Source organism: Pseudomonas sp. PK-RTE-24 (genome assembly GCF_054052265.1).
The window spans coordinates 4,101,386-4,122,127 of sequence record NZ_CM133224.1; the positions used below are offsets into that span (position 1 = coordinate 4,101,386).

9 protein-coding genes are annotated in these 20,742 nt (G+C 60.1%); 4 read left to right on the plus strand and 5 right to left on the minus strand.

The features are described 5' to 3' along the window. Positions 1-61 precede the first annotated feature (61 nt). The 4 genes from ACV8MC_RS18565 to ACV8MC_RS18580 all read left to right on the plus strand — a co-directional run bounded on the left by ACV8MC_RS18565 (position 62) and on the right by ACV8MC_RS18580 (position 14,777). Complete coding sequence (locus ACV8MC_RS18565; protein WP_457262923.1) at positions 62-13,303, plus strand: hemagglutinin repeat-containing protein; 13,242 nt, start codon at positions 62-64, stop codon at positions 13,301-13,303. Next, on the plus strand, positions 13,303-13,605 hold the full coding sequence (locus tag ACV8MC_RS18570; RefSeq protein WP_434765813.1) for a hypothetical protein: 303 nt from the start codon (positions 13,303-13,305) through the stop codon (positions 13,603-13,605). Before ACV8MC_RS18565 ends, ACV8MC_RS18570 begins: the two co-directional genes overlap by 1 nt. A 490-nt stretch (positions 13,606-14,095) precedes the next feature. Continuing rightward, on the plus strand, positions 14,096-14,449 hold the full coding sequence (locus ACV8MC_RS18575; RefSeq protein WP_457262925.1) for a hypothetical protein: 354 nt from the start codon (positions 14,096-14,098) through the stop codon (positions 14,447-14,449). A gap of 25 nt (positions 14,450-14,474) precedes the next feature. Next, positions 14,475-14,777: a hypothetical protein gene (locus tag ACV8MC_RS18580; protein WP_125918477.1), complete on the plus strand. Its 303-nt coding sequence runs from the start codon at positions 14,475-14,477 to the stop codon at positions 14,775-14,777. Between the two features lie 88 nt (positions 14,778-14,865). Here ACV8MC_RS18580 and ACV8MC_RS18585 read toward each other — a convergent pair whose 3' ends face one another. The 5 genes from ACV8MC_RS18585 to ACV8MC_RS18605 are packed head-to-tail and all read right to left on the minus strand — an operon-like array spanning position 14,866 to position 20,737. After that, the gene (locus tag ACV8MC_RS18585; protein WP_457262928.1) at positions 14,866-16,497 is read right to left on the minus strand and encodes a BatD family protein; all 1,632 of its coding nucleotides are present in this window, start codon (positions 16,495-16,497) and stop codon (positions 14,866-14,868) included. Continuing rightward, positions 16,494-18,230 carry a vWA domain-containing protein gene (locus ACV8MC_RS18590; RefSeq protein WP_076562558.1) on the minus strand — a complete coding sequence of 579 codons (1,737 nt, stop codon included), beginning with the start codon at positions 18,228-18,230 and terminating at the stop codon, positions 16,494-16,496. The genes ACV8MC_RS18585 and ACV8MC_RS18590 overlap by 4 nt, the downstream gene beginning before the upstream one ends. After that, positions 18,227-19,306, minus strand: a complete 1,080-nt coding sequence (locus ACV8MC_RS18595) for a vWA domain-containing protein (protein ID WP_252878335.1) — start codon at positions 19,304-19,306, stop codon at positions 18,227-18,229. Before ACV8MC_RS18595 ends, ACV8MC_RS18590 begins: the two co-directional genes overlap by 4 nt. Next, entirely contained in the window at positions 19,299-19,796 is a 498-nt protein-coding gene (locus ACV8MC_RS18600) for a DUF4381 domain-containing protein (RefSeq protein WP_042606790.1), read from the minus strand. Before ACV8MC_RS18600 ends, ACV8MC_RS18595 begins: the two co-directional genes overlap by 8 nt. Next, positions 19,793-20,737: a DUF58 domain-containing protein gene (locus ACV8MC_RS18605; protein ID WP_457262931.1), complete on the minus strand. Its 945-nt coding sequence runs from the start codon at positions 20,735-20,737 to the stop codon at positions 19,793-19,795. The genes ACV8MC_RS18600 and ACV8MC_RS18605 overlap by 4 nt, the downstream gene beginning before the upstream one ends. Between the last annotated feature and the right edge of the window lie 5 nt (positions 20,738-20,742).

Consider the following 20,742-nt stretch of genomic DNA (forward strand, 5'->3'; position numbering starts at 1 on the left):
CGCTTACCTGCGGAGCATGGCACCTGATCAGACCGATTATTGCCCGTTGCAGGATCTTCACATGGACGTTCGCCAGTACGCATTCCTCGCTCGCCAGCCTTCTGCCGTCGTGGCCAAACGCGAGGAGTTCCTCGGCATGCCCAAGCGCGGACTGGCGTTCCTGCTGGCCAACGTCATGTTCTGGCAACCGCTGTGGGCGCAGGCCGACGGCATCGTCGTGGCCAACCCGAATACCACGCTGGACCGTGCCGGCAACGGCGTGCCGATCGTCAACATCGCCACGCCCAACGCCAGTGGCCTGTCGCACAACCAGTTCCACGATTACAACGTCGGCGCACAAGGCGTCATCCTCAACAACGGCGCGACTCAAACTTCGAACACGCAACTGGGCGGCCACGTCATTGGCAACCCGAATCTGAAGAACAGCGGTTCGGCGCAGGCGATTCTGAACGAAGTCATCAGCGGCAACCCGAGTCAGTTGCGCGGTTACACCGAAGTGGCCGGGCAGTCGGCGCGGGTCATCGTCGCCAACCCCTATGGCATCACCTGCAATGGCTGCGGTTTCATCAACGCACCTCGGGTGACGCTGACTACCGGTAAACCAGTGCTGGAAAACGGTCGACTGGATCGCTTTCAGGTCGATCAGGGCAGCGTGGCTATCGAAGGCGCGGGCATCAACGCGACCAATATCGACCGTTTCGAAATCATCACCCGCAGCGCCAAGATCAATGCGCAGATTCAAGCGCAGAACCTGACCATCGTCGCCGGTCGCAACGACGTCAACGCCGACACCCTCAACGCCACTGCCCGCGCCGACGACGGCAGCGCCAAACCGCAACTGGCCATCGACTCCTCGGCCCTCGGCGGCATGTACGCCGGGGCGATCAAACTGGTCGGCACCGAGGCCGGCGTGGGGGTGAAACTCGACGGCAAACTGATCGCCAGCGGCGGCGATATTCAGCTTGATGCGAACGGGCAACTGAGCCTGGCCGACACCTCGGCTACCGGCGCGGTCAACGTCAAAGCCGCCAGCCTCGACGCGCAAGCGCCGGTTTACGCCGGCACATCGCTCAACGTACAGACCCAAGGCAACCTGACCAACCGCCAGACCTTGGCCGCCCGCGACAGCGTGGTGCTCAGCGCCGGTGGGCAACTGACCAATGCCGGCGCCATCGAAGCCGGCGTCAATGCTGACGGCAGCCGTAACAGCAACGGTGATTTGAGCCTTCGCGCACAGAATCTGAGCAACAGTGGCAAGAGCCTCAGCGCCAGCCGCAACCTGACCGTCAACGCCGCGCAAACCCTCAACAACCAGAATGGCCTGCTCAGTGGCCAGACCACGAGCATCACCGCCGGCACGCTGGACAACCGCAACGCCGGCAAAGTGCTGGGCAACAACAGCCTGACCCTCACTGCCAATCAGGTGCTGAACAATCAAGGCACGCTCACCAGCAATGGCAAACTCACCGGCAACATCGGTCAGTTGATCAACAGCAACGGTGAACTTGGCAGCCAGAGCGACGTAGTGCTCACGCTCACCTCGCTGGACAACGTCGCCGGCCTGATCACCGCTGGCCGTTTGCTCGACATCACCGCCCTCGGCGCCATCAACAATCGCACCGGACGGATCGGCGCGAAACAGGCCGTAGCGATCAAAGCGCAACAACTGGACAACAGCCAGCAAGGCCAGCTGACCAGCGAAGGCACACTGACCACGCGCATCAGCGACCAGTTGAACAACCAGAACAAGGGCCTGATCCAGGCCAACGGTGCGATGGACGTGCAGGCCACGCGCCTGGATAACCGCGCCGGCAAGATTTCCGGTCTCGACACCCTGACCGTCAGCAGCGCGACCACCGACAACCGTGCGGGTGTTTTGCGCGCCGACAAAGCGACGACGCTGCTAATCGATAATCTGGATAACCGCGACAAGGGCCGCGCCGAGAGCAAGGCAGCGCTGACCTTCGAAGGCAGCACGCTGAACAACAGCAACGGCGGCTTGCTGACCTCGACCGGACTGTTGAGCCTCAAAGCCCGGGATGTCACCAACGATGCCGGACGGATTTCCGGCAAGGGCGATATCGACGCCAGCATCGACAACCTGACTCAGCAAACCGGCGAACTGGTTGCCGAAGGCAATCTGAAACTCACCGGCAAAACCCTCAACAGCCGCCAGGACAGCCTGGTCGGGTCGCTCAAGACCCTGACCGTCAATGTCGACCAGATCGACAACCGCGCCAGTACGCTTTCCAGTCAACTCGACCTGCATATCAATGGCGCACGCCTGGACAACAGCGAGGGCGGCAAGGTGCTGTCCGACACTACGCTGGGCCTGAAAGTCGCGCAGATCATCAACGCCACCAATGGCCTGATTTTCAGCAAAGGCGCGGCGACGCTCAGCGGCATCGGTTTGAGCAATGTGGGCGGGCGGATCGTCAGCCAGAACACACTGAACCTGACCCTCGACAATGCCCTCGACAATCAGCAAGGTCTGATCAGCAGTGAAGGGCAGATGACCCTGAATCTCGGCAGCCTCGACAATCGCCTGGGCAAGCTGTCGAGCCTGGAAGCGATGGCACTGACCAGCGTCGCCGGGGTACAGAATCAGGGCGGGCTGCTCGCCTCGCAAAAGGGCCTGACCTTCACCAGCGGCAGTCTCGATAACAGCGACAACGGCATCCTCAGTGCCAAGGCCGATTCGACCCTGACCACCGGTGAGTTCAAGAACCGGCAGGGCGGCAGCCTCGCCACGGACGGCACGCTGTTGCTGACCACCGCGCATCTGGATAACTCCGGCGGCATCATCGGCAGCCAGAAAACCCTGCAGGCTTCCGTCACCTCGCTGCAGCAGGACGGCGGCGAGCTGTTCAGCAATGGCGACCTGACCCTGGACCTCAACAATGGCCTGCTCGATAACCAGCGCGGCAACATTCATACGCCGGGGCAACTGCTGCTGAAAAACCTCAAGGATGTGAACAACAGCGCCGGGGAAATCTCCGCTGCCAAAGCCTGGAACCTCAACGCACAAAGCCTGAACAACGACGGTGGCAAGCTGCTCAGCAATGAAAAACTCACCCTGGTCATCGACCGTGCGCTGAGCAACGTAAAAGGCCTGATCGCCTCCGCTGGCCTCCAAGCGCGCAGCGCCAGCCTCGACAATAGCGGCGGTGAGATTCGCGGGCGTGGCGAGGTCGATTTCACCGTCACCGATCTGTTCGACAACCAGGCTGGCGTGGTCATCGCCGACGAGGGCCTGACGCTCACGGCGGCGCGTCTGGATAACCGTCAGGAAGGCCTGGTCGGTTCGACCCAAGCGCTGCAACTGGTCGTCGACCGTGTCGATAACCGCAGCGGTGAACTGTCGAGCAAGGCCGGCGTGAGCCTGATCGGCGCCTGGCTCGACAATAGCGACAGCGGCTACATGCTGGCGGGCGGCAATCTGGCGTTGACCGTCAACGAGGTGATCAACCGCAACAACGGCGTGCTGTCCGGCGCTACCGGCCTGACGCTGGTCGGCAAAAGTCTGGAAAACAGCGCTCGCCTGACCACGCAACAAGACCTCGCCATCACTCTTTCCGGCGAGCTGAACAACGCGCAGGGCAGTCTGTTCAGCGAAGGTGCGCTGGCGATCGATGCGCAAAGCCTCAATAACGATGGCGGTACGCTGTCCAGCGCCAAAGCGCTCAGCGTCGACACACACGGTGCGGTCAGCAACCGTGGCGGCCAGTTGTTGACCGATGCAGCGTTGACGCTCACCAGTAGCGCGCTGGACAACCAGCAGAAAGGCGTGATCAGCAGCAAAAGCAATCTGCACATAACTACCGGCGAACTCAATAACAGTCATGCGAGCATTTACGCCGCCGATCAGCTTGAGTTCAGCGCCGGCAAAGTGACCAACACGGCTGGCAGCCTCGGCGCTGGCAATGCGTTGACTGCCGATATTCAGGGCCTCGATCAGCAGGGCGGCAAACTGTTCAGCAGCCACGCCAGCGTCAGCGTCGACCTGCACGGTGGTGCGCTGAACAACCAGGGTGGGGTGATCAATGCGCCAGGGCAGTTGCTGCTGAAGAATCTCTCTGAGGTGAACAACCGTGGTGGCGAGATTTCCAGCGAGCAGGCCTTTGAACTGATCGCCAAATCGCTGGACAACAGCGGCGGCCAAGTGCTGAGCAATCAGAAACTGAGCCTGACCCTCGACAAGGCCCTGACCTCGATCAAAGGCACGATCGCGGCAGCAGCATTGCAGGTTCGCGCGGCCAGTCTCGACAACAGCGATGGCGGCGTATTGCTCAGTGACAGCGATATCTCGGTGACCGTCGATGGCCTGCTCGACAACCACAACAAGGGCAGCATCCGCGCCGCGCAACAACTGACCCTCAACAGCACCGGCCTGAACAACGAGGAGGGCACGCTGGTGGGTGCCGCTGGCCTTGCCATCGACCTCGGCGCCACCGCGCAGGACCTCAACAACCAGGGCGGGGTGATCAGTAGCAAAGGCGCGCTGAGCATTGCGCATCTGCGTGACCTCAATAACCAGGACGGCGTGATCAACAGCAAAGGCGTGCTGAGCATCGCCACCCTGCGTGACCTGAACAACCAGAAAGGTGAGGTTTCCAGCGTCAACAGCTTCAGCCTTAGCGCCAACAGTCTGGACAATCGCGGCGGCAATCTGATCAGCAATCAGCAACTGTCCCTCACCGCAGCCGAGCTGAAGAACAACGGCGGCCTGATCTCAGGCTGGACCGGCGTGACCCTGGCCGGCGGCACTATCGATAACAGCCTCGGTGGCGCGATCTCCAGCCAGCTCGGCAATGTCAGCATTGACCTCAGCGGCGCGCTGATCAACCACACCCAAGGAGGCGTCGGCAGCAAGGGCGAGCTTTTCATCAAGGCCGCCAGCCTGAACAACAGCGCCGGCACGCTGACCAGCGACGGCAAGCAAACCCTGACCGTGCTCGGCGGCGAACTCAACAACGCCTCCGGTGGTTTGATCAAAAGTGCCGACGCCCTCGATATCCGGGCGGCGAGCCTGAACAATGCCTCGGGTAACCTGAGCGCGAAAAAAGCCCTGACGTTCACCGGCGGCGCGTTGAACAACAGCGGCGGCAGTCTGGTCGGCGATGATCGCGTCACCCTCGACCTGCTCGGCGCGCTGACCAACGTCAACGGCGCGCTCGGCAGCACTGGGCCGCTGGTGCTGACGCGTTCGACCAGCATCGACAACCGTGGCGGCCAAATGATCAGCCAGAGCCTGCTGAGCCTGCTCACCAGCGGCGATCTGAACAACAGCCAGCGCGGCACCATCGCCGGCAGCGGCCAACTGAACCTCACCGCCGGCGGCCTGCTGCGCAACGACGGCGATGGCCTGATTTCCAGCGATGCCGCTGACGCCACTCTCACCGCAGCCGCACTGAACAACGCCGGCGGCGCGGTGCAAAGCATGACCGCGCTGACCGTCCACACGGGCAACGGCGCAATCGATAACCAGGGCGGCAAGATCATCGCGCAGAACGGCGACCTGAACCTCACCGCCGCCAGTCTCGACAGCCGAGGCGGCGTGCTGTCGAGCCTCAAAGGTCTGCTGCAAACCCGTCTGACCGGTGTGCTGCGCAACGGCCAGTCAGGCAAGATCGAAGGCAGTCGCCTCGACCTGCGCGCACTGGGCGGTATCTACAGCGACGGCGGGCGCATTGCCGCCAACAGCGGCGACATCCTGCTCAATGCCGGCGGCAACGCCCTCGACAACAGCGGCGGCGGCATCTATGCCCGCGGCCAGGTGAACGTCATCGCCGGCTCGATGAACAACACGGCCGGCCAAGTCAGCGGCAGCCTCATCGACCTTGGCCTTGGCAGCAATCTCGCCAACAACGGCGGCCTGATCGAAAGCGCCAGCACCCTGGCGATTCGCGCCGCCAACCTCAACAACCAGAGCGGCAAACTACGCGCCCTCGGCGGCAGCGGCAAAACCGATTTCCAGATCGGCAGCCAGTTCGACAACCGCAACGGCCTGGTGGAAACCGCCAACACCGACTTCTCCCTCGCCGCACCGAGCTTGCTCAACGCTGGCGGCACAGTGACCCATGTCGGCCTCGGTGAATTCGGCATCTCCACCACCAACGTAATGAACGCCGGCGGCTCACTGGTGACCCGTGGCGGCCTGACCCTGAACGCGGACAGCTGGACCAACAGCAGCGTGATTCAGGCGGGGCGCTTGACGGTGAATGTCGGCAATTTCGTGCAGACGGCTAGTGGTCAGTTGCTGGCCTCGAATCAGTTGGTGGGGCGTGGCGGGAACTGGACGAACGAGGGGTTGATTGCCAGTGATGGCGGGCTTGATATTCAGTTGAGTGGGACTTACGGCGGTAATGGGCGGGTGAGCAGTCTGGGGGATATGACCTTCAATGCTGCGCAACTGGGCCTGACCAGTCTCGCCAGCATCGGCAGTGGCGGCCTGGGTACGTTCAACATTGGCGGGTTGCTGAACAACGCTGGCGGAAGACTGACTTCCAATTACGGCATGACGATCAACGCGGGCAGCGTCAGCAACACCGGTACGCTGGGAGCCGCTCAGGATCTGACAGTCAAGACGGCAAGTCTGGTGAACGATCACGGCTTGTTGTTCAGCGGCGGCAACATGAACCTGCTGGTTAATGACTTCACCAACCAGACGGGCGATGTTTACAGCATCGGCAATCTGACAATTGCCGGCATGAGCGGTGGCCGTGCGAACAGCGTGAATAACCTCGCGGCTTCGATCAATGTCGACGGTGATTTTTCGTTGTCGGCCAATAGTTTCAATAACAAGACAGAAGGGGTGATTGGCGAGGAGAAGTTGGTTTCTGGCGACATCACTTTCGATTGGCGTAACAACACGTTTTATGTCAACGAAAGTTTCGATTCGCAGTCCACGATCAATGGCCCGCAGTCCTCGGTATCCGTTGCAGGAAGTATGACGGCTGATGTCGGCGATTTCGCAAATATCGCTTCGACAGTTTCAGCGGGAAAAAATATCACGTTGAATGTCGATTCGTTTGAGAACCAGGGATTGCAATCGGGGAGCTTTACTCGGTCGCGTATATTCAAGCTCTCTTACTTGCCTGAAAGTCTGGCGTATGGCTATGACAATGAGCTCACCGCCTATGCCTTGAGAAACTCGAAAAACGTGTACCGCTATGGGAAGAGTGTGCACGAGCCCGACAAAGGTGGCACTCATTGGGAAGAAACCGATTTAGATAAACAAAAAACATCAGCGATTAATACCAAGTTCGGTATGGGCCCTGAGGTGGCCGTTCCTGCGTCCATTCTGGCTGGTCAACTCAAGGAAGACCGCAGAATTTTCACCAACGGCGGCTCAAGCGTTTCCTCTATCGTCCAGGCCGGCCAGGCCGTAGAGATCAACGCTAAAACCACGATCAACAACGGCAATCTGAACCCGTACACAAACTTCGGCGGTACCGTCAAAGGCACCGCGGACACCGGGGTGAAAAACTCCGCCAAACCTACCGTGGTTTTTCTGAACCCGCAGTTGCCACCAGATCTGGCTCAACAACAAGTCAACCCGCTGGCACTGCCTGGCTTCACGCTGCCAACCGGCGACAACGGTCTGTTCCGACTCAGCGGTAAAGGCGGCAGCGATCCGACACTAGCATCTGGCCCGTCGAGGACAATCGGCTCCATCGACGTTGCGCCCTTAAGTCATGCGGGCGGCATGCCAGTGAGGAAGGCCACGGATATTCAGTTCGACGGTAGCGATCCTGTATCGATCAAGAACCGCGAACTGGCATTGGCGGCCCGGCCATCGCTCAATCTCAACGATCAGGCGACGCTGATCAATGTCAGCGCGGCCGCCGGGGATGGCCCGGTCGGCGTGTTGCTGCCCAATCGTGGCAACGTTTCGTTCGACGTGCCGCGGGTACAGGGCCTGCCCGACACCAGCGTGCGTTCCAATCCACACAAATACCTGATCGAGACCAACCCGGCGCTCACTGAGCTCAAGCAGTTCATGAGCTCGGACTACCTGCTCGATAAACTCGGCTATGACCCCGACAACAGCGCCAAGCGTCTGGGCGACGGCTTGTTCGAACAGCGCCTGGTGCAGCAAGCCGTTGTCGCCCGTACCGGCCAGCGTTTCATCGATGGGCAGACCTCCGACGAGGCTATGTTCAAGTACCTCATGAATAACGCCGTCGCCAGCAAGAATGAACTGAACCTGTCAGTCGGCGTAACTCTGACTGCTCAGCAAGTGGCAGCGCTGACCCACGACATCGTCTGGCTCGAAGAGCACGAAGTGAATGGCGAGAAAGTGCTGGTGCCGGTGCTGTATCTGGCCCAGGCCAATAACCGACTGGCACCCAACGGTGCGCTGATCCAGGGCGGCGACGTAACACTGATTGCCGGTACGGACCTGACCAACGCCGGCACGCTTCGCGCCTCCAATAACCTGTCGGCCGAAGCCGGCAACAACCTCTCCAATACAGGATTGATCGAGGCGGGCGAGCGACTGACGCTCAAGGCCGGCAACAACATCGTCAACAGCGGTGGCGGCATTATTTCCGGGCGCGATGTCAGCCTGACCGCCACTCGCGGCGATGTGATCAACCAGCGCGACGTGTATGGCTACGATTCCAGTTACGGCGGCACGCTGCAGCATCGCGACGTACTGAACAACGCCGCGCGGATCGAAGCCGCCAATGATCTCAACATTGGCGCAGGTCGCGACATCAGCAACATCGGTGGTGTCCTGAGCAGCGGACAGGACATGGCGCTCGATGCCGGACGCGACGTCAACATCACCTCGGTCCAGGATCGCCGCACCGACTCGCGCGGCAGCAACTTCCTCAACCAGACCATCACCCAGCACGGCGCTGAAGTGACGTCCGGACGGGATCTGTCGATCAGTGCCGATCGCGACGTGGCAATCGTGGCCAGTCGACTGGATGCCAAGCGCGATCTCAGCGTCGATTCCGGTAACGACATCGTCATCACCTCGGCCGCCGATGAGAGCGACTACGTTTCACGCAGCAAAAAACGCGCGAACGAAACCCATAGCATCACGCAGCAATCATCAGTGTTGAACGCCGGCCGCGACATCGCGCTGAACGCCGGCAACGACCTGGGCATCATTGCCAGCCGCATCAAAGCGACCGAGGACATCAGCCTCGATGCCGAGCAGGACATCACCGTAGCTTCGGCGAAGGATGAGAGTTCGTCTTATTACTACAAGAAGAAAAAGGGTTCATTCGGTAAAAGTAAAACCACAGAGCGAGGAAGCTATGACAGCACCAACGTGGCTTCTGTGATTGAGGCTGGCCATGATCTGACGGTCAACACCACCCAGTCGGCCGAAGGCGGCGTCTCTTTGAATGGAGGCCGCGACGTTACTGTCATTGGCAGCCAAATGAAGGCTGGTAATAATCTTGTCCTGGGCGCGTTGAACGATATCTCGGTGCTCTCCAGTGTTGACGAGCACAGTGACTACAGCAAAACCACCAAGAAGGGATCTTTCGGTCTCTCTAAGAGCGGTAAAAACGCAGTCAACACGAGCACCAGTCAGATCGCCAGCGAGTTCCAGGCTGGCAATGACGTAGTCGTTGCTTCAGGCAAGGATTTCCTGTTGCAGGCCAGCACCGTTTCAGCGGCCAACGACGTCGAGTTCCGCGCCGGTCTGGTCGATGACAGCGGTGACATAAACCTGATTTCGGCGGACGAAACCGACTACAGGCGAAGTGAAGCCTACAAAAAGAAAACCGGGCTTTCTGTTTCCGGCGGTTTCCTTTCCCTTTCTTCAGCCAAAGAGGCGGGACGGCTGGGTGAAGGCAGCACGAGCGTTGGCAGCATGGTCAGCGCCGGGCGGGACACGATCCTGAGCGCCGAGCGCGATATCAACGTTCTAGGCAGCGGAATCGATGCCGGACGCCACGTCAGCATGGACGCGGGTCGAGACGTCAGCATAGTCGCCGCTTCCGACGAAAGTGCCGAGCAGGCTTGGTCGAAATCGAAAAAAGCCGGTATCGGCGTTTCCAGTGACGCTAATGGCGTGAGTTTCTTTGCCGGTGCCGATGGGCTCAAGGAAAAGGACCGGCGCGAACAGCAGACCGGTGCCGCCAGCCAGATCAGTGCCGGCCAGGATCTGAGCATCAACGCCAAACGCGATATCAACCAGACCGGCTCGGATCTGGTGGCGAATAACGACATCAATCTGACCGCCGGGCGCAATATCAACATTGACGCGGCTCGCGAAACGCTTTTGGTGGAACAGCAGCGCGAGGCCGAGCGCAATGGCTTGGGCGTGAGCCTGAACCATAACTACGGCCAGACCAAAGACGCTGTAAATGGCGCCGGTAAAGGTGAGGACAACGTCAGCAAAGGCTCAAGCACCCTCAAGGCGGTGGATGCAGTCGGCCAATTTGTTTCGGGCCCGACTGCGGACGTCAAGTTCGGCAACAGCAAGCAAAGCAGCAGTCAGCAGAGCATCGAGCAGAGCAGTCGGTCGTCAACCTTGAATGCCGGCAACGACCTGAACCTGAATGCCAAGAATGATGTGACGGTAAAGGGTGCGAAGTTCCAGGCGGGGCGCGACATCAACGTCGTCGGACGCGATGTCACCTTCGACGTCGCCAAAGGCAACGTCAGCCAAGACAGTACCCAGCGCGAAAGCTGGGGCGGCATCCATGGCGGAACCAGTGGTGGCTTCAAGATCGGTGTCGGCGGCAGCTACGGGGTCGCCACTGAAGATGGTTCACATGGCACTTCCACGCCGACTCAACTGGGTGCTGGCCGGGACGTCAATCTGCAAGCCGAACACGATCTCAACCTCATCGGTACCCAGGTCACGGCTCGCCGCGATATCGAGCTCAACGCTTTCAATGACCTCAATATCCGCTCGACACAGAACGACAGCAGCAGTGACCGCAACCGCCACAACGGCGGCGGGGAGTTGGGGCTGGTGTTTGGTTCCGAGGGTGTTGGCGTTTACGCCAGCGTCAACCTGGGCAAGGGCAATCTGGAGCGTGAGGGCGAGCGTCAGCAAGAGGCTTACCTCTATGCAGGCGACCGGCTGGGCTTCACCAGCGGCAAGGACACCAATATCGCTGGCGCTACGTTGCGTGGTGATGAGGTCAATGGGCGCGTGGGCGGTGATCTGAATGTGTCTTCGGTCCCTGACACCGGGAAAGTGAAGGGTAAAGAGTTCGATATCAGTGTAACCGCCACATTTGGTCCGGGCGCTGGTGTCAGCGGTTCAGTCGGTTACGGCCAGACCACCGGCAAGACGAACTGGATCGAACAGCAAACCAGCATCACCGGTAAAAGCAAAGTCGATATCCGTACCGAAAATCACACTCAACTGGACGGTGCACTGATCGCTGCCGACAACGGTAATTTGAAACTGGATACCGGCACGTTGGGTTTCAGTGACATCGCCGGTAAAGACAAAGAGCACGGTTATTACCTGAACGTCGGTGGCAGTTACACCGCTGGCAAAGGCAGCGGTGCTCAGGACGGCAGCCAGGTTGGTAAAGGCAAGGAAGGCGAAACTGGCTGGAGCGTCAACGGCTGGAAGTACGACAAAGACCGTGAACAGATCGTGCGCGGCACCGTCGGCGCCGGCGAGATCGTGGTACGCCAGGACGCCGAAACGGGCAAGGATTCGACTGCCGGTTTGAATCGCGACGTAGACAAAGGTTACGAAATCACCAAGGACAAGGAGTCTCGCACCGATCTGTACGTGAGCAAATCGTCACTTGAGGCCGTCGCCGATCCTTCGGGCACATTGAAGGACTGGGCGGAAAAAATAGAGAACTACGGTGACGCCACTCAAGGCTCTATCGAAGCTGCGCTGTCCCTCGTCACAGGGCCTGTCAACCTGGTTGGTCAGGCCTGGAACAATCTTCAGGCACAGCGAGTATCGCTGGATGAAGTGCCAGCCTCGGCGCGTCAGGATCTGGGGGACGAACTAGCACTTAGCATTGCCAAAAATCTGGTGCGCAATGGAGGGAAGCCGGGGGATATAAATGATCTGAAGCCTGAAGACGTAATAGTCATTCGCAAATTCGCGCAGGTATTCGTCACATTCGCACAGCAGCAACAGGGCTGCAGTGATTCAACCGGATGTGCTGATAAAAGTCAGGCATCGGATCCGGTTTATACCCACTTCCGGGACACGGATGGCGAAAATCGCGCCATCGGAACCGTAAAGCTCGTTCCCGATTCTCCGGGCGACAAGCTCCTGTTCGAGGCTGAAAAGCTACAAAGCTACATGGATACGCTACCCAAGGAGCAAGTTCAGCTGCTTGGCCTCGCCATCCAGGCAGCGATGGGGCCAGCAAAAGCTGCTGTTGGTCTGGCAGGAAATGTCCTGATCGCCAAGCTATTCGGCGACAAGATTGATGCCGCCAAGGATGCAATTGCCAAGGGGATCGCCAGCGAGCTCAGCGGTGAAGACAAGAAACGCCTGGAAGCCAGCGATAACGCCTTCAAGAAGATGTTTGGACTCGGTGTTAGCGATCAAAAGGGCGACGTTTATGTGCGCGGGGCCACTACGCTGCTGAACATCGCACTAGGCACCGCAACCAACATGGCAGGTAGCATCACTGGCAAGGTTTTCAGTATCGCCGGAAACAAGGGAACCGGCGGCGGGAAGCTGACAGATCCTATAGATCCCAAGCATCCGGGTTGGGCAGATGAACTTGGCGACTCCCCAGGCAAAGGCTGGGTTGACGGACCAAAGGCCAATCCACCTGTTTCCCCGTTCCATGGCGATGCGCCCAAGACTCACGTCGAGACGGTTGTTAAAGTCGATACCACCAAGTCCGTCAAGGGTAGCCATGAATATGAACTGCTCAACAATCCTGCTGCCAGAAGCCCGAACACCCGTTATGAGCTTGATAACGGCACAAGCTTCACCACCAACAGCAAAGGCATGGTCGAGGAATTGACATTTACGCCGACCAAAGAGAAGGTTCCTCGGGATCCAAGACAAACTGAAGCAGGCAAGGAAGGCAGAGACACGGATGTGGGCGGGCATGCGCAAGCGTGTAGCCAGGGCGGCACGTGCGATGGGTACAATCTGTTTCCACAGGACAGAAATTTCAATAATTCGGCTTATAAAGTGTTCTATGAGAATAGAGTTAGGGAAGCGCTCAACGATCCGTCAAAAACAGTCGGTGTCACAACCGTCAGATTTATCCGTGAAGACCCAAGCTCAGTACGCCCTGACGCGATGAGAGTTACTTACACAATTGATGGGAAGCCTAAAACTGTGCTTTTTGATAATGAGCCGAATCAGGTGCCAGAGGTTATATAGTGATTACTGAAGATGTAAAAATCGTTAAAGAAATCTTCCAGGAAGTCGAAGCCGGCATCGTCCACGGCTATGACTCATTCCGTTACGGGGTGGAGCTGGGAGAAGGGTTCATTGAAACTGAACTATCCGTTGAGAAGGATGGCATCGAAGACTGGAGCGTCGAAACCGATATGAACGATGCAAAAATTCTACGTCTGGTCCGCGAATTACAGGCCAACGCAGTCAAACGCGGTGAACCCTGGAAGTCATTCGTACTCTCCTATCGAGAAGGCGAACAAGTAAAAACGAAATTCGAATATTAATTCCAGGGGTAAATAGGACACGTCACGTTTAACAAACCGTGGTCTGTCCTCCGGTTCCCCCTGATGAATATGGTGTCGTATCAAGTGCTGGAAGTATTCGTAAGTACTCCAAGCCTGATCCTGCAGTACACTGTTAGGAATCCAATCTGGAATATTTTAATGCCCAATAGCAATCAAACATATGTATGTCCGGTATGCGGATATCCTCATCTTAATGAGGCTGCGTATGACGGTTTCGGATGTGCCTCGTACAATATTTGCCCATGCTGCGGGACGGAGTTTGGGTATGATGATTCGACAGCAGCTCATTCCGATCTGCGCGACAAGTGGGTTTCTGAGGGCATGAAATGGTGGAGCACGAATCAACTCAAGCCTGATGATTGGGACCCCGTCTGCCAGCTAAAGAACGTCTAAATTCAGTATTTATTCATGCAATGGGATCGATTAAGTCGAGTGAAGCCATTGGTCATTCAGTGGAGGCCGTCGCCAGTTGGCGTGGTTCTGCGCAGAAGCCACCTCCGATCCGCTCTGGGGTTTCAAAGTGATTACTGAAGATATAAAGATCGTCCAAGAGATCTTTCAGATAGTCGAAGGCGGGATAGTTCATGCCTGCGACGCCTTTAGCTACAGCGTCGAATGGGGCGGTAACTATATGGAAGCTGAACTAGCCGTTGAGAAAGATGGTGTTGAGAGATGCGATGCCGAAACGGATTTCAATAATTCAAAAATCTACATGCTCGTGGAGAAGCTGCACGAAAATGCAGCTGTAAGGGGCGAACCATGGAAATCCTTCGTGCTCTCGTATCGCGATGGTGAAGAAGTGCGAACGAAATTTGGTTATTGAACCACGGGGCGTTGAACGGACAGGCATGCTCATCGAAGATCTAGAAGTCATTAAAAGCATTTTCCGAATCGTTCATGGCGGCATCGTCCACGGCTACGACTCTTTTCGTTACGAGATCGAGATGGGAGAAGGGTTTATGGAAGCCGAGTTGACAGTCGAAAAGAACGGCATTGAAGTGACGGATGCCGAGATCGATTTTGATATTTCAGACGTGTATTTTCTGGCGAAAGAACTAAAAGCCAACGCAATGCGACGTGGGGAGCCATGGAAATCATTCGTCATGTCATACCGCGAAGGCGAACAAGTCCAAACAAAATTCGCATATTGATTCCAGACTTTCAGACCAAAAGATCGCAGCCTTCGGCAGCTCCTGCACACAATCTGTAGGAGCTGCCGAAGGCTGCGATCTTTTGCTTTTACTTCGGATAAAGCGGCGGCAATCCACTCTCGCTCACCGGGTCCTGCACGCGCTCGGCGGCTGGAATCGTTCGAATCGCCCGCCACAAATCCTCACCCTGCCAATGCTGCCCGGTCTCGCTGTACAGCGCGCCGTTCAGCCCATCCAACGCGTCCGACAACGGCACAAACCGCGCGGCCATGTCTGCCAGCGTCTCCGGCTGCTGTCGCGCCCAGGCGTCCAGTGCCTGGCGGGTGGCGTGGGGGTCGTTGGCTTGGCTGGCGCGTTTGATGTCGTCGAGCAGGGTGCGTGGGCTCGGACCGGTCTGGGCGGCGCGGTGGATTGCCGGTTGCCAGCGGGCGCGCCACCAGAGGCCGAAGCCGAGCAGGGTGGTGCAGCCGAGGATCAGGGTGCTGAGTTTCCACCACCACAAAGTGTCGTTGTCGGGCGTACTCGGTTGCAGGGTGCCGGCCGGGGTGTCGATTTGCAGGCTGGGGTTGTTCGCCACTTGCAGGGTGCGCGCGGGCAGGCTGCTGTGTTCGAGGTGGTCTTCGAAGGTGTTCCACCAGACCACGTCGACGGTTGGCAGGTCGATCGCGCCGCTGCGGCTTGGCACCAGGGCTTCGCGTTCTTCGCGGCTGCCGATGATCCCGCGGTCGCTGCTCTGGTTGCTCAGCACCGGTTGGTCGGGGTAGCGGCGCAGGCCGTTGACGTCGGTGGCGGGCAGGGCGGGGAGTTGCGAGCTGGCGAGGCCTTCGACTTTCAGGGTCAGGCTGCGGGTGAGGGAATCGCCGACCTGAGTGTGATCCGGTTCCGGGCTCCAGCTTTCGCTGAGGCTGAGGTTGCGCGCCGGCAGCCATGGTGCATCGACCGGGTAGGTCAGCGGTTTCGGTTTGACCGTCAGCGGAATCGACGCCGAGCTCACGCGCATCAGTTTGCCGGGCTTCGGCCCCGAGGCGTCTGCTGATGGTGCGGTATCGACCAGCGTGGCGCTGAACGTCTGCGGGGCGATCGTCAGCAGACCGCTGTGTTGCGGATAGATCGCGTAGCGCATCTCGATCACGCCGTGGCGCAGACCGTTGATGTCTTTTTCGTAGGTGCGTGTGTCGCCAAGTTGTTCGATGCGCGCATCGGCGATTTGCAGCGGGCTCAGGCTGCTGTCGTCGTACAGCGAAACCGAGTGATAAATGCGCAAAGTCAGGATGGCCTGGGCCTGCACGTAGACGCTGGTCTGGTCGAGGCTGGCTTCGATGAACACCGGATCGAGGCTGTTGTTGTCTTCGCGGTTGTCGCTGGCGATCACCTGCACGGTGATCGGCTGGCTCTGCGCTTCGCCCAGTTGCAGCGGCGGAATCACTACGCTGCCATTTTCTTTCGGCAGCAGGGTGATGATCCAGCGTGTGGTCGCCCGGTTGTCGCCGTTGAGGGTGTTGAGCTGGTTGACCTGGCGCGTGCCGCGCACTTCGAACAACGCTTCCAGCGCCGACAGATCGGGCTTGCCGAACTGGGTGACGTCGTCAGTTTCGAGGGTGAGCTCGACCGTCTCGCCGGAGTTCAGGCGACTGCGATCCACGCTGGCGGTCAGCTCGGCCGCCTGAGCGGTGGCCGTGCAGATCAGCAGGGGCAGCAAGAGAGCGGTGAAGCGGGTCATCGATTGTTTTCCTGATCCTGATGTTGTTGCTGTTCGTACCAGAATTTGCGCCTGAGCAGTTCGCCCGGGTCGTCCGGGATCTTGCCCAGCCATTGTTCGAGCGCCTGACGCTGCTCGCCTTCGAGGTTGTTCTCGCTCGGGCGCAGGGTCGGCACCGTGTCGGTTTCCTCTTCCTCGTTGCTGCCGGGGATTTCATTGGGGCCGGGCAGCGGCGGGGCGGTCGGCGGCGGTTCGCTGGCCGACTCGGCCGGTTGCGCCTCGCTCTGGGTTTCACTGCTCACCGCCGGAGGGGGCGCGGTAGTGGGCGATGGCTCATCGCCGGGCAGACTTTGTTCGTTGGGCTGGTTGTCCGGTTCGGGCGGCGGCGGGGCGTTTTTCTGCTTCAGCAGGTTTTCCACCAGCGCCTTGTTGGTCTGCGCCGGACGCAGATCCGGTTGCAGCTCGAGCGCCTGTTCGTAGGCATCGATCGCCGCTTCCAGCTCGCCGCTTTTCGCCAAAGCGTTGCCACGATTGTAGTGGGCGCGGGCATCGCTGCCCTCGGCGAAGCGCTGAGCGGCGCCACTGTAGTCGCCGGCCTCGTACAACGCCACCCCTTGCCACTGATGATCATCGAAATGCTGCGCGGCTTCGGCCGGGCGTTTCTGCTTGAGCAGGTGCAAACCTTGCTGGTCGGGGCGCAACCACAAGTCTTCGAAGTCGAAAGCGTAGCTCGGTTGCGGCAGGCACCACAGCAGCGGCAGGCAGAACAGCCAGCCACGGCGCCCGGCACAAGCGGCGAGCAACAGCAGCGGCAACAGCAGCCAATAGCCCTGATCGGCCCACGTATCGAGGCGCACGGTCTGGCCGTCGTCGCGCAGGCTGCGGGGGCCGTTGAGCAGGCCAAGGGCGCCAAGATCAGCCTCGTCAAGACGCGCCGGGTGATACTCACCGCCTACGCTGTTGAGGAAAGTCGCGAGACCAGGGCTGTCGAGTTGCGGCACGCGGATCGCGCCTTGCTCGTCCTTGAGGAAACTGCCGTCTTCCTGGGCAATCGGCGCACCTTCAGCGGTGCCGATGCCGAGCATCAGCAGTTGCGTGGACTCGCCATTGAGCGCACGGCGAATGCCGCGCCGTTCCTCTTCATTGAGCGACGAACCGATCAACAGAATCCGTCCCTGTCCCAGCGCACCTTGCTTGAGCAACGCCAGCGCCTTGTCCACGGCCAGATCGGCGCGGTGGCCGGCTTCCGGCATCAGCGATGGCTTGAGCGCGTCGAGCAGGTTGCGACTGGTTGCCAGATCATCCGACAGCGGCACCAGCGTGTGCGCGCTGCCGGCATAAACGACGATGGCGGTCTGCGCATCGCTGCGCGCCTGCAACAGGTCGAACAGCTTGCGCCGCGCCTGTTCCAGACGCGTCGGCGGCGAGTCGGTGGCGAGCATCTCCGGGGTCAGTTCGAGCACCACCACCAGCGGGTCAGCGGGTTTCTGGCTGGTCTGTTCGACGCGCTCCCAGCTCGGCCCGAGCAAGGCCAGAATGGTCAGCAACCACGCCACGCCTAGGGCGATCCACGGCAGTTTGCTCTGGCGACCGCTGCCGCCACTGAGCAGCGCAGCGTGAAATGCCGGCGGCAGAATCATCTGCCAGCGACCGGCGCGTTTCTGTCGGTGCCAGAGTTGCCAGAGCAGCCAGCCGAGCAGCGGCAACAGCAACAGCCACCAAGGGCGGAACCAGTGCGGCCAGAGCGCGATCATCGGCGCCTCCGCAGGCGCAAACGCTGCAAGCGCTCACGCCAGTCCGGCAGCGGACTTTGTAAATACAGTTGTTTGGTAAACAGGCGTTGCAGCGGATTGTCCGGCCACAGTTCGCGGACGACCAGCAACAGGCTCAACCACAGCGCCAACGCCAGCGGCCAGTGATACAAGGCTTGCGCCGGGCGTGCCTGAGTCGGTTGCTGAGTCACCGGTTCGAGCTGATCGAGGGTGTCCTTGATCGCTTGCAGCTCTTTGCCGTCATGGGCGCGGAAGTACTGGCCGCCGGTGATTTCGGCGATGGCCTTGAGTGCCGGCTCATCCAGATCGAGGCTCGGATTGACCCCGAGCAGGCCGGTCGAGCCGCTGTCCTCGGGATTGGCGCCGATGCCGATCGGATAGATTCTGACGCCTTCGCTGGCGGCCAGTTTTGCGGCGGTCAGCGGATTGATTTCGCCGCCGTTGTTGGCGCCGTCGGTGACCAGAATCAGCACGCGACTTTGCGCCGGGCGCAGACGCAGGCGTTTCAGGGCCAGACCGATGGCATCGCCGATCGCGGTGTTTTTGCCAGCGATACCGATCCGCGCTTCGTCGAGCCAGATGCGAACGGTGCGCCGATCGAAGGTCAGCGGCGCTTGCAGGTAGGCCTGGCTGCCGAACAGGATCAGGCCGACGCGATCGCCGTCGCGGCTTTCGAGGAAATCGCCGAGCAAGTGCTGCACCAGCGACAGGCGACTGACTTCTTCGTCCTGCCACTGCATGTCGGGAAAATCCATCGAACCGGACACGTCCACCGCCACCAGCAGATCACGGCCACTGGCGGCAATCGGCAGTGGCTCGCCAAGCCATTGCGGGCGCGCGGCGGCGATCAGCAAGATCAGCCACAGCAAGATAAACGGCGCCTGCTGCCGCCACGCCGGCAAGTTGGCGCGGGCGCGGCGGCGGGCGAGGCCTTCGAGGTCGGCGAGGAAACTGACTTTCAATGCCGGCTCGCCGCTGTCGGCCACCGGCAGGACCAGACGCATCAGCCACGGCAGCGGCAACAGCACGAAGATCCACGGCCAGGCGAACTCAAACATGTTTGCGAATCCACGTGTCGACCGCTTGGGTCAGGCCGGCGATGGCTTTGTCGTCGAGTTTGCATTCCGGTTTGTACGCGCCTTCGACCAGCACCATCCACCGCGTCAGGCCGGCAGCCGGGCAGCGGTTATCGAGGAAGGCCAGCCATTTGCGCCCGTTGAGGGTGTGGCTCTGGCTGTACGGATAGTGGTTGCGGCACAGGCGTTTGAGCAGGCCGTTGAGTTGTTGCAGCCAAGCGCCGGCGGGTGCACCGTCGTAGGGTTTGGGCATTTGCGCCAGTTCGGCGAGCGCGGCGATGCGCACCGGATCCAGCGGCTGCTCGGCGCGCACCACCGGGCGTTTCTTCATCGGAATGAAACGCCGTAGCTTCCACACGGCGAAACCCAGCAGCGGCAACAGCAGAAGCAGCAGCCACCAGCCCGGCGCCGGCGGCCAGAACGCGATCGGCGGCGGCGAGATCAGCGGTTGCAGTTGTTCGAGGCCGTTCATCGACCTTTCCCCGGACGCTGCGGGTTCAGGAACTCGCGCATCTGCTCGACCATTTCGCTCTGCGTGCTCAGCGGCATCAGCAACACCCGCAGCTTTTGTGCGAGCAGCTCCCAGCGAGCGATGCGCGCTTCGGCCTGGGCGCGGTAGGTCTGGCGCAGGTCGAAGTTCAGCGTGTCGATCTCCAGTTGCGCGCCACGTTCGGCGAAGCGCAGCAGGCCGGCGGCGGGCAGGGCGTGATCGAGTGGATCGGACAGCGGCAACATCAGCAAATCACAATGCCGCGCCAGCAAACTCAACTGCTGCTCGGCGCTGTCGGACAACGCGCGCTCGTCGCAAATGACGATGGCCAGACTGCCCGGGCGCAGCACTTCCCGTGCGCGGCGCAGGGCCATGCCGAAGGCATCGCGATCCGGCTCGCGCTCGCTGTGCAGCGATTGATTGACCTTGACCAGCCGGTTGAGCAATTGCAGCAGGCTCTGCTTGCTCCGGCGAGGCTTGATTTCGTAGTGCTCGTTGTCGCCGAACACCAATCCGCCGACGCGGTCGTTGTGCCCCAGCGCGGCCCAGCCGATCAACGCCGCGACCTGCGCCGCCAGCACCGACTTGAACATCAGCCCCGAGCCGAAAAACAGCCGCGTGCTTTGCTCGACCATGATGAAAATCGGTCGCTCGCGCTCTTCGTGGAACAGCTTGGTATGCGGCTCCTGCGTGCGCGCGGTGACGCGCCAGTCGATGGTGCGCACGTCGTCACCGGCCTGATACACCCGCACCTGATCGAAGTCGACGCCACGGCCACGGAATTTCGAGTGATGCAGGCCGATCAGCGGGCTGCGCTGACTCGGCGTGGAAAACAGCTGTACCTCGCGCACGCGGTGACGCATCTCGATCAGCTCGGCGAGGCTGATGCGGATACCGGGTTCGGAGGGCAGGGCGGCGTTCATGGGGG